This is a genomic window from Bifidobacterium sp. UTBIF-68 (assembly GCF_006408855.1).
GTDB lineage: Bacteria > Actinomycetota > Actinomycetes > Actinomycetales > Bifidobacteriaceae > Bifidobacterium > Bifidobacterium reuteri.
The window spans coordinates 15,134-29,150 of sequence record NZ_JFAN01000037.1 but is presented as its reverse complement, the minus strand read 5'-3'; the positions used below and the strand labels follow the sequence as shown (position 1 = coordinate 29,150).

The window sequence follows — 14,017 nt, the reverse complement described above, 5'->3', positions numbered from 1 at the left end:
AGTTTTCTTGTCTCTGTAGGATGAAACAGCGCTTTTGGGACTACAGGGACAATATCCCCTCGAGCGAGCGACGAACGCAATCTGAAGAATCGTTGGAAATGCAACGATTCTCAATCGGTATATGAGGGATTACGTGCCGCTGGCCGCCGAAAACCTGTCCCTGTAACTCAAAAGGGGCGGAAATCGGCTTCAGAGACAGGTTGCGTTGTCCCGGAAACCCGACAAGCGCAGAAACCGGCTTTCAGGGACAAGCTTTCTTGCTCCCGAAGCTCACCATGCACGTTCTTGAAGAAATCAGGACACAGATATTCATGTCCCGGTAGTTCAACAAAGGTGGAAATCGGCTTCAAAGACAGATTATCCCCGTCCTAGTAGCTTGAATGCGTACGATTACGAACGGCGAGATACATCTATCAAGAAAAACACCAACTTAAGCAACCTAAATCCATCAGATATTATTTTTTTACAGCATAATGTATTATTTTTTTATGCATCATATGATAAAATTACCATCATGATTCTATCAAACGCTCGATACGTAGCCCGACCGCTAGCACAGGTACTCCGCCAATGCCCAAGCAAAGTCGCAGTACTGGAGGGAGCGCGAGCAGTCGGCAAAACCATGCTTGTCCAAACGGAATTGCCAGACGGCTACCATTATGAGACGCTCGCCGACAAACGGACATTTGATTACGCCTCATCACGCTTAGATGAATGGGTTGACTCATTGCCTATGCCTTGCATTATCGACGAAGCTCAACGTATTCCTGACTTGCCTCTATCCGTCAAGAGAGTAATCGACAAGCAAACAGGTTCCACCCCATTTTTCATTCTTACAGGTTCTGCATCAATCACCAGAGATGGGCTAGATGGACAGGACCCCCTTACCCGTCGTTCCCTGCGTTACACTTTATATCCTCTGACACGCAGAGAAATCAATAAAAATACTGATACTAGCATCATTGATTTATTGTGGAACGGTACTCCAAATACGAACTATCATTCAGAGACCAATAGGGCTACACTAGTCAGGTATATGACTACAGGAGGGTTCCCCTCGTATGCAATGCCCTCTATGCCTATTGCAGAAAACGACTTGCGCCTTTCCATACGAACGGATATCGATAATGTGTTGGGCGACACCATACTACCCGGAGAACGGCTGGACAGAGCAATAGCTGATGCCATACTCAAAGAGCTACTTGCCGTTCCCGGCGGAATCTTGAATGTAAAAAGAATATCCGATACCGTTCATTCGAATCCTGCCACCATTGAGCGATACATCAGTATTTTTATGCGCCGATTCCTAATCTCTGCCTTACCGAACCTGCGCTCAGCACCTGGTAAGCAACTGTTTACTCGCGCGAAAATACATCCAGTAGATACATCGTTCAGTGTCGAGACAATACGGCAATCCGGCAGAGATTTTCACAATGATCGTGTTCTGTTCGGCGAACTTTTTGAATCATTCGCCGTCAATCAAATCATTCCGGAAATTCAATGGTCCAATATACACCCGGACGCTTTCTACTGGCGGGAAACCGGCAATAAACCCAAAGAGGTTGACCTCGTGTTGTTGCACGATGATCAGCTTATTGCATTGGAAATGAAATCCAACAATACCGTGGACCGCAAAGATTTTGCGGGTATTGCTGCATTGCGTGACAGTGATAAGCGCTTCCACCGAGGCTACGTCTTATATACCGGAGATAAAGTGCAGCAATTCACCGACAACATATGGGCTGTGCCAATTTCAGCATTGTGGGACAGCGACGGATTCCAAGCAGCCGGCTTGGATGCTGAACATTCCTCAGTGTCGATTCCGTCACCTTTGCTTATTCAGCAGCCGTCCGACACTGATGTGTCAGCCCATGTCAATGCTCCTACTGATGCCAATCTGTTTTTAAGTTACTGTCATGCAGACAATGACCACCTCAGTGGTGCAATCCTTCAATTTGTAAATGATATTATCGGCGAATACAATTATGAGACCGGCAATACGCTCGGGCTATTCGTCGATAAGACCTCTATAAACTGGGACGAAGATTGGCGTCAAGCACTTGATCGAGGTATCGGTAATGCGAATATCATTCTCCCGATAATTACTCCCAGATATGTACGTAGCGAGGCCTGCCGCAAAGAACTGCTGGATTTCAATACTCGTGTCACGGAACATGGACCGAATCGCATTCTTCCATTGATACTGCAAAGCATAGAAGGCATGACCGGAATTAGCAATCGTGATCCTGTTTGGGACATCGCGCATAATCGACAGTATCTACTAGTGGGCGATTTGCGTTTAATGTCTACTGAAGATCGTCAAAAAAGAATCCTTGAAATCGTGAAAGAACTTCGTAATGTAATCGAGGATATTAATACTCAATCGCAATCTGATGACATATCAGAGTCAGTTGTGAGCAAGCCGGAGGAAAACGACACACCGGATTTATTAGGTGCTTGGAATGAGATAAAACAACTCGTACCACAAGTTGATGTGTGCGCGCAAAAATTTGCCGTATCATTTCAAAACATCTCAAAGACATTGAGTAATCATCCCGCTCCCGCAAACGGTAATGCGTCTGTCTATTCTGCATGGGCGATACAACTATCAGAACGACTACAACCTGACATTGATTTGCTCAACAAAGCATCGGAAAACCTGTCGAAACTATGGAACAACGCCTATGCCACCATGTCTCAATACGTGGGTTTCATTCAGGGCCTTCCACAAGGAGCTCTACGCAACAACCAAATCGACAGCATCGGAGCGACATTCGATGGGTTACGCACTTCGCTGTCTATGCCTCCGGAAGTGACACAAATGCTACCCATTATTCGCATGATTGGTAATTTTGCGCGTCCCCTGCGCCCATTGGCCGATGCCATCAATCAATCATTCAATCTAATCGAGAATATGGGCACCATGACCGCTGCGTTACAGGATCAGCTTGATCGTATACCGCGATAATCGGCATTCAGTGCAGTGCACATCGGATTAACGCGAATCATCTAAGCTACCTAAGTTAAGAGCAAAGGGGCTGCTCCGGTTTCCCGGAACAGCCCCTTCCTTAGCTGCAGCAGTCAACAGCTAATCAGTGACGGTTGTCGAGACGGTGGTACATCTCGGACAGCTGCAGTTCCTTCTCGAACTGGCGGGCGGTGGTGTTCTCGTCGATGACGGCGAGCTCGACACCGGCGATGCGGGCGAAGTCCTCCCAAGCCTCACGACCGACGGAGGTGGTCATGCAGGTGTGGTGGGAGCCGCCGGCGGTGATCCAGCACTGGACGGCGGTCTTCAGGTCCGGCTTCGGCTTCCAGACGGCGCGGGCGCACGGAAGCTCCTTGAGGGAGCCCTGCGGCTCGACGACGTCGACGACGTCCATGAGCAGACGGAAGCGCTCGCGCTCGTCAGCCATGGAGACGACGACCACGTCCTTCTTCGGAGCGCCGGAGAAGACGAGGCGGACCGGGTCGGCCTTGCCGCCGATGCCCAGCGGGTGGATCTCCAGCTTCGGCTTGGCGATGGTGCCGATGGACGGGGAGACCTCGAGCATGTGGGAGCCCATGTCGAGCTCGTTGCCCTCGGTGAAGTTGTAGGAGTAGTCCTCCATGAGGGAAGCGCCACCCTCAAGGCCGTATCCCATGACGGCGCCAATGCGCACGAGGACGGCGGTCTTCCAGTCGCCTTCAGCGGAGAAGCCCCAGCCGTACTCGGACGGGAAGCGCTGCGGGCCGACGCCCGGCAGCTGCGGCAGAGCGCCGAGGTCCTCGAAGTTGTCGACGCCGGCGGTGCAGCCGTTGGCACGCATCATGTTGACCATCGCGGCCTCTTCCTTGGCGGCGATGAACAGGGAGTCGTACTTGGCGTCCAGCAGAGCCGGGTCGACGTCGTACTTGGCCTTGTAGTCCTCGATGATCTCCTTGACCTGATCGTCCTTGACGGCGTCGTAGGCAGCGACGAGCTCGTTGACGGCCCAAGTGTTGATGGAGGCGCCGAACACGCGCTCGGCTTCGGTCTTGTCGCCTTCGGTAACGGCGACGTTACGCATGTTGTCGCCCCAGCGCATGACCTTCATGTTGTTGGAGGCATCCCAGCCGGCGCAGGCGCGGGCCCAGGTGCCGACCTTCTCGGCGACTTCCGGGTCGGTGTAGTGGCCGACGACGATCTTGCGCGGAATGCCGAGGCGGGAGACGATGTAACCGAACTCACGGTCGCCGTGGGCGGCCTGGTTCAGGTTCATGAAGTCCATGTCGATGGTCTCCCACGGGATCTCCTTGTGGTGCTGGGTGGCCAGCTGCAGCAGCGGCTTGGTCAGCACTTCGAGGCCACGAATCCACATCTTGGCCGGGGAGAAGGTGTGGCACCAGGTGATGACACCGATGACGTTCGGGTTGGCGGAGGCTTCGACCATGAACTGCTTAACGCCGTCGGAGGACTTCAGGGTCGGCTTCAGGACGATCTTGGCCGGGATCTTGCCGGTCTTGTTCAGGTAGTCGACCATTTCGGCGGAGTGTTCGGCGACCTGACGCAGGGCTTCCTCGCCGTACAGGTCCTGGGAACCGACGCCGAACCAGATTTCCTTGCCCTCAAAGGGGTTTTCCATAACCATAGGGTTACTTCCTTTACTTCGTTGTTTATGGGGTTTTGTTTAAGCTAAATCAGTGCTGGCCGTAGACGTTCTGGTAGCGGTCGTTCAGCTTATCGATATCGGCCTGGTCGATCTCGATGATGTCGCCGAGCTGACGGGCGGCCCACATGGTGTGAGCGACCTCCTCAGTCATGGCGGCGGCCTTGACGGCGCCTTCAGCATCCTTGCCGATCGTGAACGGGCCATGGTTCTGCATGAGGACGGCCGGGGACTTCGGGTACTTCTTCAGGGTCTCCACGACACCCTCGCCAATGGCCTCGGAACCGATCAGACGGAACGGGCCAACCGGCACCGGGCCGCCGAACTCGTCACCCATCATGGTCAGGCCGCACGGAATGTTCTGGCCGGTGGCCGCCCAGGCGGTGGCGTAGGTGGAGTGGGTGTGCACCACACCGTACACGTCAGGCATGTTGCGGTAGATGTACGCGTGGGATGCGGTGTCGGAGGACGGGGCCTCGGTGCCGTCGACCACGTTGCCGTCGAGATCGACGACGACCATCGAGTTCGGGGTCAGGTTCTCGTAGCGCACGCCGGAAGGCTTGATGACGAACAGGTCGGCGGTGTGCAGACGCTGGGAGACGTTGCCCGCAGTCCACACGACCAGGTTCCACTTGATGAGCTGCTGGTGCAGGTTGGAGACGACCTCACGAACCTGCTTGACCTCGGCACGGACCTCAGGACCGTAATCAGCCAAAGTTGCCATTGTTGGTTTTCCTTTCCACTGTGATGGATGGACGTTTGTTGAAATATTGTGGATATGGACGGCCTGATGGCCGGCTGGTTTTTCTTCCGCTACCCCTCAGACCGCTTACAGCGGCCAGCTCCCCTGACAAGGGGAGCCTGAGCTGCAGAATTACTTGTCTTCGAGATCGATGGTCTCGATGGCGGTGTGTTCGATGGGCAGGCCCTTGGTGAAGCGATCGAAGAAGTTCTCGAAGCCGACCACGTCGGAAGCCTCAGGGGTTTCGGTGACGGACTTGGCGTCCTTGAAGACGCAGCCGTCGAGGAAGTCGGCGAGGTTAGTGTGCTCCTCGTTGGTGTTCCACAGGTAGTTGGCGAGCACGGCCATACCCCATGCGCCACCTTCGGCGGCAGTGGACATGACCTTGATCGGGGTGTTGAAGGCGGCGGCTAGGATCTTCTGGGCGACCTTCGGAGTAGTGAAGATGCCGCCGTGACCCACGAGGGAGTCGATCTGCACGTGTTCCTGCTTGGTCATGACGTCCATGCCGATCTTGACCGGGGAGAACGCGGAGAACAGCTGGGCGCGCATGAAGTTGCCGAGGGTCATGTGGGCCTCGGGGCTGCGGGCGAACAGCGGGCGGCCTTCGGGCAGGCCGGCGAGGAATTCACCGGAGCGGAACGGGTAGTTGAGCAGGCCGCCGCAGTTGGCATCCACATCGTCCGCGATGGCGGAGCGGAACAGGGCGCCGTAGAGCGTGCCGGCGTCCACGGGACTGCCGATGGCCTTGGCGAATTCGCCGAACAGGCCGACCCATGCGTTGAGGTCGGAGGTGAAGTTGTTGGCGTGGCTCATGCCGGCCAAATCGCCGGCCGGGGTGGTGACAAGGTCGACTTCGGGATGCAGCGCCTTGAGCTTGCGCTCGAGCACGACCATCGCGAAGATGGAGGTGCCGGCGGAGACGTTGCCGGTGCGCACGCGCACGGAGTTGGTGGCCACCATGCCGGTGCCGGCGTCGCCTTCCGGCGGGGCGAGCACGACGCCGGGCTCCAACGTGCCGGTCGGGTCGAGGAGCTTGGCGCCTTCCTCGGTCAGCTCGCCGGCCGGGGTGCCGGCCACAAGCGGGGTGGGCAGCAGGTTCTCGAGCTTCCACGGCTGGGCGGCGACCTCGGGCAGGGCGTCGAACTTCTCGATGAATTCGGTCTCGTAGGTGTGGGTGGTCGGATCGATCGGGAACATGCCGGAGGCATCGCCCACGCCGAGCACCTTCTTGCCGGTGAGCTTCCAGTGCACATAACCGGCCAGGGTGGTGAAGTAGGCGACCTTGCCGACGTGCTCTTCCTTGTTGAGCACCGCCTGATACAGGTGTGCGATGGACCAGCGCTCGGGGATGTTGTACTGGAACAGCTCGGAGAGCTTCTGGTGGGCTTCGGAGGTGTTGGTGTTCTGCCAGGTGCGGAACGGCACGAGCAGCTCGCCGTTCTCGTCGAAGGCGAGGTAACCATGCATCATGGCGGAGAAGCCGATGTGGCCGATACGGGTAAGCTTCTCGCCGTACGCGGTCTCGACATCGTTGGCCATGGAGGCGTAGGCGGACTGCAGACCACCCCAAATCTCCTTGGTGGAGTAGCTCCACAGGCCGTCTTCCAGATGGGATGCCCAGCTGTAATCGCCGGAGGCGATGGTGTGGAAGGTGTCGTCAATCAGGACTGCCTTGATTCGGGTGGAACCGAATTCGATACCCAGCGTGGTCTTGCCCGCGCGGATCTTCTCGGCGATGTTAGCGACCTGTTCGGCCGCGTTGTCGACTGCTGCCATATCTTTCCTTACGCCGTGGAGCACCAAGGGGTTCCTTCCCCTTCCTTGGGGTTTTTGTTAGCGCTCACAATTTCCAGAAAACAATGTACCGATAACTGGGGTTCAACACAACTTATAGCGTTGTGTCGTAGATAACGGTTCGATAACGTGCGCTACCGGCGCGGGGCGGGGCCGAGCGAACTGCGGGCCTTGACCTTGGCCGGAATAAGCCCCACTCCATGCTGATTGGTCAGGAACACCGGCTCGTGTCCCTCCCCCAGCAGACGCAGGGTCTCGCGCATGGCCACACCGCCCAATGCCTCGAAGTCAGGCTGCACCGTGGTCAGCGGCGGATAGAGGTTATCCATGCCCGGCATGTCGTCGAAACCGACCACGCTGATGTCCTGCGGGATGCGCAGCTTGTGCTCATGCAGCGAGCGGATGATGCCCACCGCCTGATTGTCGTTTGCGGAGACCACGGCAGTGGGCAGCGGCGCGCCTTTCATGCCGTATTCGTCAAGCAGATGGTTCATCTGTGCATAGGATTCGTCCGAATTCCACGTATGGCAGCGGACGATCTGCGAATCGATGGAATGCATCGCGGAGAGCTTGCGCCATGCGTCAAGACGCGTATGCGCATCGCGCCACTCGTTTGGTCCGGCGAAGTACAGCGCCGACTTGTGCCCGTATTCGCTCATCATTCCCACGATTCTGGCCATAGCATCCCATTGGTCGATGCCGACCAGTGCCGTCCGGCGCTTGTTGTCCGTGGAGATCAGGCTCAGCCCCTCGCGCACGGTCATCTGCCCGTGCGTGGAGGTCACGATGACGCGCGGCTGGTTGACCTTGGCCCGGCAGGCCGCCGCGAACATCACATCAGTGGGCGTCAGGAAAATGAAGGCATCCACGTTCTGTTCGATGAACGTATCGCAGAGATTGTCGAATTCCGCCTGCGTGCACAATGCCTCATGCACCATCATCACGCTCATGAACAGGCCATGCTCGCGCGCGATGGATTCGATGGAGGTGATGGCGGAAATCGGCCCGAAGAACTTCATACCGCCGGCGATCAGGCCAATGGTGCGCGATCGGTGGGAGGCGAGCGCCCGGGCGGAGTTGGAAGGGCGGTAGCCGAGCTGATCCACGGCTGCCTGCACCTTGGCGCGCGTGGCATCCGAGACGTCCGGCGAATTGTTGATCACACGGGACACCGTCTGATGGCTCACTCCAGCCAGTTTGGCCACTTCGAACATGGAAGGACGTTTATTGATTGCGCGGTTGGCCACCATACCACCTGAACCTTTCCGCAGTCGCCGGCATCCTGTGCACGAACCTACGATGCTGTTGGTAGAGACTTTAGCGCGTTGCGCTGATTTGGACGTGAACGCTCACAGCATCGTGTCGCGCCGCAACCGGCATGCTCAGGTGAGGTGCCAGCTGACGCGATGCAATGGCGTCGGCCCGTGCTTGGCGATGGCCGCGCGATGGGCGGCGGAACCATAGCCCTTGTTATGATCCCACCCGTACGGCGCGTATCGCGGATCGCTGTGTGCGAGCTCAACCATCAGCCGGTCTCGCGTCACTTTGGCGATCACCGCGGCCGTGGCCACCGTGGCGCAATGCTGGTCGCCTTTGACTTTGGTGGTGACTGTGGCCGGAATCGGCACTTCCGGCGCGTCGAAGGTACCTAGTGTTTTGGTGATGTAGTCGTTTGGGCCATCGAGGATTGCGCCGACCGTGATGGGCCTCCCCTCAGTCGCCTGCGGCGCCAGCTCCCCTCCAGAGGGGAGCCAATAAGTATCAGGCAATTGCAGTCCGAGCCGGTGCTCGACTTGGGTCAGCGCGCGCAACGACGCGACGCCGAGGGCATGGCTGATACCCCACTCGTCTATTTCGGCGTTGCTGGCCTGTCCGACAGCCCAGGCAGCGCACCAATCGCACAATTCCTCATAGATGGCTTCGCGACGATGTTCGGTGAGCATCTTGGAATCGGCCACCCCGGCGGGCACATCAAGCCTTTCGCCATCATCGGCAGCGGTCAGATCGCGCGACCAGATGGCCGCACACCCCACCATGACCGGGCCGGCGAGCGCGCCTCGGCCGACTTCATCGAAACCGACGACCAGGTCATAGCCTTGGGCGGCGAGGCTCTGTTCGAGCTCAAGGGTCGGGGTGATCACTGCGGGATGTTCCTTTCGATTGCCTGATATTCGGGTCGACACCGTGCTGTCGTTATGGTTGCGTCGGCGTTATGGCTGTGTCGGCGTTATAGACATGTCATGGCCTTGTCTCATCCGTGTCTTATCCATGTCATGCACAGCACCGGCTGAGCGTCTTACGGGATGCGAATCGGCATAGACGCGGAACCGGTTCAGGAAGCCGAGGACGATGCGGAGGGCACGTCGGCGAACACCTCGTGATGCGCGTCAAGCATGCCGATGCGGTTCAGCGGCCAGTAGGTTACCAGACCGGTGCCGACCACATCGGAGATCGGCACCAGACCATGGTCGCCATCGTCCTGATGGTAGCGGGAGTCCGCTGAATTGGCGCGATTGTCACCCATGACGAACACGTGCCCCTCGGTCACGGTCACCGAGAAGGGGAAGGAACTGGGGTCGACGCCCGGGCGGATGTACGACGATTCGTTGACGGCCACACCGTTGATGGTGATCGGCTGGCCGGCGCCCTTGCATTCCACCACGTCACCGGGCAGTCCGATCAGTCGTTTGATGAGGAATCCGCCGCCGAGCCCGCTGCTCTGCTCCTCGGACAGCCAGTTGTTGGGATCCTTGAACACCACGATGTCACCACGCTGCAGATCGAAGTACTTCGGCGTGAGCTTGCTGGCGATCACTCGGTCGCCGGGCACGATGGTGTCCATCATAGAGCGGGAGGGAATCTCATAGAAACCGACAAGGAAGACGCGGATCAGTACTACGACCAGTACCGGGATGCCGCACCACAGGAAGAAGTCGCGCAGCGTGAAACTATTGTCGTCCTTCTTACGGGAACCAGCCGAGCCATGCGACGCGCCGCGAGCCGCCGAGGCAGCAACCAGTGCGGCAGCGCCCGCACCCGCAGCGGCGGCAATCGGCACCGCAGGCGGCACCGGCGTCACATCAACGCCATGATCGGCCACCTGAACCGTCCGCGAATCGCGAGCCAGCGATGCTTCGTCATCGTAAGGGGCCGCTGAGGCAGCGTCAGCACTGGCTCCGGCGCCGGTAACGTCAGCAGCAGCCGGCATGCCGACGGAATCACCCGAATCAAATGCGCGAACGGAGCCCGCGACACCTTGCGAATGGTCGCCGGCAGCTTCGCCAATCACGGGATATGGCAGCGCCTCGTCGCCCTGGCCATGTTCATCGTTCTGCATTACGCATCCTCCGTGGGTCGTGTCCGGCACCGCATTCATCGGCACTCAGCGCGATATCTTACTTGCCCTCTACGAATTCAGCCCGAAAGCCGATGGCCTCCGGGCTGAATCTCACGCCTCATTCGCTGCGATGTGGGCGATGAACACCGTCATCATCCATGTCAGCATGCGAACAAACGTCTGATGGACGAACTCACTTGGCGGAGTTGTCGCGGCGCTCGACGATACGAGCGGCCTTACCGCGCAGGGCGCGCAGGTAGTACAGCTTGGCGCGGCGCACACGGCCCTTGCGCACGAGCTTGATGGAGTCGATGGACGGGGAGTGCAGCGGGAAGCGGCGCTCCACACCGGTACCGAAGCTGATCTTGCGGACCACGAAGGTCTCGCGCACGCCGGCACCCTGACGGGCGATCACCACACCGGTGAAGGTCTGGATACGGGAGTTGTTGCCTTCCTGGATCTTCACGTTCACGTCGACGGTGTCGCCGGGACGGAAGGCCGGGATCTCCTCGGCCGGCTTCATGTGCTTGGCGTCAAAAGCCTCAATAGCGTTAACCATTGTTATTCCTTCAGTGCTGCCGCATATCAGCCCCAGGTTTGGCGTCGCATGCCGCGCGTGCGGTCCTGCCGCGCACGACGCGCCCCATTAGCGCGAACGGATGCGATCGCTGACGTGCTTCCCTCAGGTTTGCCTCAGGGAGGCCTGCCGATCCGCCGAAAGTCAGGTATCGCGCACATCCCGCACCATAAGGCGGAACACGGCGAAACCGTTCGACTGGACCCACGGAGAAGCCGGCTTATGCGGCGGCCTGCTTCTCGACACAGCAATCGACGATTTTACGGCAACTTGCGGACACTCTCACGTATCACCAGACTGGTGGTGAGTTCGAGGTGCGTGGGCATCCCGCCGGCGGAACCTTCCAGGATCTGCATCAGGGTGGCGGCACCGAATTGCGCCATCTCACGCACGGCGTGATGCACGGTGGTCAGAGGCGGCAATAGCAGCCGGCTGGTGGGTAGATCATCGAAACCGACGACCGAAAGATCGTCCGGTATGCGAAGGCCACGCTCCCATGCCGCCGCATATACGCCGGCGGCCTGCATGTCGCCCGCCGCGAATATGGCAGTGGGCGGATTCGGCATGGACAGTAACTCGCACGCATGCTTCTTGCCGTCGTCGTACCGGAATTCACCGGAGCTGACCAATGCGGGATCCACCGTAAGCCCCGCCTGCCGCATGGCCCCGCGGAATCCGTCCAATCTGGCCGCCGCAGTCTGCAGATACGTGGGACCGCCGATGAAGGCGATGCGCGTATGGCCTTGGGCAATCAGGTATTCAGTGGCTTCGCGCACGCCGGCATAGTCGTTCGATCCCACCGTGGGCACATTCTGGGGCACATCACCAGTAGGATCGACCAGGACCGCCGGAATACCCGACCTTGCCAATCGCTCCTCGGCCTCCTTCGGGAATTCGAACAGCGGGATGATCACCCCGGCCGAGCGGCGGGCGAGCACTTCCTCAAGCCACACGCCAATGCTCCAATTATCACCGGTCCGGGCGGAGACCACTGGGACATATGGCTTCCGCAAACCAGCCAGCACACCGGAGAGAATCTCCTCGGACCATGGTGTGTCGAGGTCATCGAGCAGCAGCTCGACGATATCGGTGGTGGTCTGTTCGGTACGGCGCCGGCGACGGTATCCGTTCTTCTCCAAGAGCTGTTCGATGCGCTTGCGCGTGGCGTCGGAAACACCCGGACGATTGTTGAGCACTTTGGAGGCAGTGGAGAGCGAAACCCCTGCCTCGCGGGCAATCTGGGCCAGCTTGGCACCACCGGGCTGCGAGGCCGGCGCCCTCACCGCACCGCGCTGCGAAGATGACGTGCGCTGTGAATCCATACAAACCTCCTCCACGGCACCGCACAGGCAATACGCGATGGCACCATGCGAAATATCATCACATCCCATCATACAGGAAAAGTTTTCTAGAAACTTTCTTCTTTCTTATGAAAGATACACAATACGCAATAAACCTTGATATATCAACAAACACGCCGTATTTCACACTTCAAACACCTCGCGTTATTGTTCACAAATGAACATCGATGTTTCTCTCATAGAAAGAAAGTTTCTTGAGAGAATAACTCTTGCCTATGCAATGCAGCGTTGTTGCCTAGGGAACAACCGAAGAAAGGACTTCCCCCATGTCTTCCAATGAAGCGACCGCCACGGTGGGCGTCACCAACGAATCGCAGCCGAAGCTGCCCACGCGCATCGGATGGGCGCTGGTCATCGGCCCGGCCTGTTGGCTCGGCCCATACGTCGGCACATCCGTCACCCTGCTGCCCGCCAAGATCCAGCAGCTCGCCCCAAACGACAAAGTCACCCTGGTGGCCACCTTCTCCGCAGTGGCCATGGTCGTGGCCACAATCGCCAACATCCTCGCCGGCGCGCTATCCGACATCACCCGCACCAAGCACGGCAAGCGCACCCCGTGGATCGTCATCTGCTCTATTCTCTCCGGCGTTCTGCTGTGGCTGCTGTCCGCCGCGCCGAACATCCCGGTGCTGCTCGGCGTATGGGCCGTCTATCAGGCCGTGCTCAACGCCGTCGTCGCCCCGATGATCGCCCAACTGTCCGACCGCGTCGCCCCGCGTTGGCGTGGCACCATCTCCTCCTTCTATGGCATCGGCATGGCCTTCGGCAACTACGGCTCCGGCATCATCGCCTCGCAGTTCCTCGGCAACGTGGGCACCGGAATTCAAGTACTCGCCGCCTTCGCCGTAATCGGCGGCATCCTGTCCGCCGTCATCGCCAAGGAACCCAGCAACCTCGACGAACCGCGCGCAGAGTTCAGCCTCGACACCCTGAAACAGAACTTCATGTTCCCGACCAAGAACTGCCGCGACTACTATCTGGCGCTCGCCGGCAAGATCCTCATGGTCACCGGCCAGTACGTGATCGTGGGCTACCAGCTGTACATCTTCACCGATTACATGAAGCTCGACGACAAGGCCACCGCGGGTTCCGTCTCCATCATGTCCGTCATCCTCATGATCACCGGCATCGTGTTCTGCGCCATCGCCGGCCCGCTGGCGGACAAGTTCCACCGTCTCAAGGCACCGGTGGCCGTGACCACCATCATGCTCGGCGTGGGCGCGTTCTTCCCGTTCATCGAAGCCAAGCCGTGGACCATGCTCGCCTACGCGCTGGTGGCCGGCATCGGCATGGGCGCCTACAACGCCGTGGACGGCGCACTGAACGTGGCCGTGCTACCCGACCCGAAGACCGCAGCCAAGGATCTGGGCATCATCAACATGGCCAACACCTTGGGACAGGTCTTCGGACCGATGATCGCCGCCGGCGTGATCAACATCCTCGGCTACCGCGCCATCTTCCCGGCCGAGACCATCATCTGCGTGATCGGCGGCCTGCTGATCATGATGATCAAGCGCGTGAAGTAACACCTACTGTCACCCATCATCCATGAGCCAGGCTTGACGCCATACTTGC

General features: G+C 58.6%; 10 protein-coding genes. 2 read left to right on the top strand and 8 right to left on the bottom strand.

The genetic code is table 11. From position 1 onward, the window contains the following. Nucleotides 1-514: 514 nt before the first annotated feature. Nucleotides 515-2,968: a DUF4143 domain-containing protein gene (locus BW14_RS09960; RefSeq protein WP_181162373.1), complete on the top strand. Its 2,454-nt coding sequence runs from the start codon at nucleotides 515-517 to the stop codon at nucleotides 2,966-2,968. Between the two features lie 124 nt (nucleotides 2,969-3,092). Here the strand turns inward: BW14_RS09960 and araA are convergent, their stop codons facing one another. The 8 genes from araA to BW14_RS09920 all read right to left on the bottom strand — a co-directional run bounded on the left by araA (nucleotide 3,093) and on the right by BW14_RS09920 (nucleotide 12,403). Further along, entirely contained in the window at nucleotides 3,093-4,610 is a 1,518-nt protein-coding gene (gene araA, locus BW14_RS09955; RefSeq protein WP_044089557.1) for an L-arabinose isomerase, read from the bottom strand. A gap of 49 nt (nucleotides 4,611-4,659) precedes the next feature. Continuing rightward, a complete protein-coding gene (locus BW14_RS09950) occupies nucleotides 4,660-5,352 on the bottom strand; it encodes an L-ribulose-5-phosphate 4-epimerase (protein WP_044089558.1) in 693 nt (230 codons plus the stop codon). Between the two features lie 150 nt (nucleotides 5,353-5,502). Then, a complete protein-coding gene (locus BW14_RS09945; RefSeq protein WP_140462561.1) occupies nucleotides 5,503-7,149 on the bottom strand; it encodes a xylulokinase in 1,647 nt (548 codons plus the stop codon). 152 nt (nucleotides 7,150-7,301) lie between these two features. After that, nucleotides 7,302-8,381 (bottom strand): LacI family DNA-binding transcriptional regulator, encoded by a 1,080-nt coding sequence (locus BW14_RS09940; protein ID WP_375137580.1) that lies wholly within the window; start codon nucleotides 8,379-8,381, stop codon nucleotides 7,302-7,304. Nucleotides 8,382-8,549: 168 nt separating this feature from the next. Then, nucleotides 8,550-9,308, bottom strand: a complete 759-nt coding sequence (locus tag BW14_RS09935) for a ribonuclease HII (RefSeq protein ID WP_044089562.1) — start codon at nucleotides 9,306-9,308, stop codon at nucleotides 8,550-8,552. Nucleotides 9,309-9,499: 191 nt separating this feature from the next. Beyond that, on the bottom strand, nucleotides 9,500-10,375 hold the full coding sequence (lepB, locus tag BW14_RS09930; RefSeq protein ID WP_081977829.1) for a signal peptidase I: 876 nt from the start codon (nucleotides 10,373-10,375) through the stop codon (nucleotides 9,500-9,502). A gap of 322 nt (nucleotides 10,376-10,697) precedes the next feature. Continuing rightward, a complete protein-coding gene (gene rplS, locus BW14_RS09925) occupies nucleotides 10,698-11,063 on the bottom strand; it encodes a 50S ribosomal protein L19 (RefSeq protein WP_044089563.1) in 366 nt (121 codons plus the stop codon). A gap of 278 nt (nucleotides 11,064-11,341) precedes the next feature. Further along, nucleotides 11,342-12,403 carry a LacI family DNA-binding transcriptional regulator gene (locus BW14_RS09920; protein ID WP_044089564.1) on the bottom strand — a complete coding sequence of 354 codons (1,062 nt, stop codon included), beginning with the start codon at nucleotides 12,401-12,403 and terminating at the stop codon, nucleotides 11,342-11,344. Nucleotides 12,404-12,708: 305 nt separating this feature from the next. Here BW14_RS09920 and BW14_RS09915 point away from each other — a divergent pair, with 305 nt between their 5' ends. Continuing rightward, on the top strand, nucleotides 12,709-13,968 hold the full coding sequence (locus tag BW14_RS09915; RefSeq protein WP_044089565.1) for an MFS transporter: 1,260 nt from the start codon (nucleotides 12,709-12,711) through the stop codon (nucleotides 13,966-13,968). Nucleotides 13,969-14,017: the final 49 nt, after the last annotated feature.

Bases quoted from the DNA above. Each gene is read 5' to 3' on its own strand.
- BW14_RS09950 (WP_044089558.1), bottom strand. From the start codon at position 5,352: ATGGCAACTTTGGCTGATTACGGTCCTGAGGTCCGTGCCGAGGTCAAG.
- rplS (WP_044089563.1), bottom strand. From the start codon at position 11,063: ATGGTTAACGCTATTGAGGCTTTTGACGCCAAGCACATGAAGCCGGCC.
- BW14_RS09940 (WP_375137580.1), bottom strand. From the start codon at position 8,381: ATGTTCGAAGTGGCCAAACTGGCTGGAGTGAGCCATCAGACGGTGTCC.
- BW14_RS09915 (WP_044089565.1), top strand. From the start codon at position 12,709: ATGTCTTCCAATGAAGCGACCGCCACGGTGGGCGTCACCAACGAATCG.
- BW14_RS09945 (WP_140462561.1), bottom strand. From the start codon at position 7,149: ATGGCAGCAGTCGACAACGCGGCCGAACAGGTCGCTAACATCGCCGAG.
- BW14_RS09960 (WP_181162373.1), top strand. From the start codon at position 515: ATGATTCTATCAAACGCTCGATACGTAGCCCGACCGCTAGCACAGGTA.
- BW14_RS09920 (WP_044089564.1), bottom strand. From the start codon at position 12,403: ATGGATTCACAGCGCACGTCATCTTCGCAGCGCGGTGCGGTGAGGGCG.
- araA (WP_044089557.1), bottom strand. From the start codon at position 4,610: ATGGTTATGGAAAACCCCTTTGAGGGCAAGGAAATCTGGTTCGGCGTC.
- lepB (WP_081977829.1), bottom strand. From the start codon at position 10,375: ATGCCGGCTGCTGCTGACGTTACCGGCGCCGGAGCCAGTGCTGACGCT.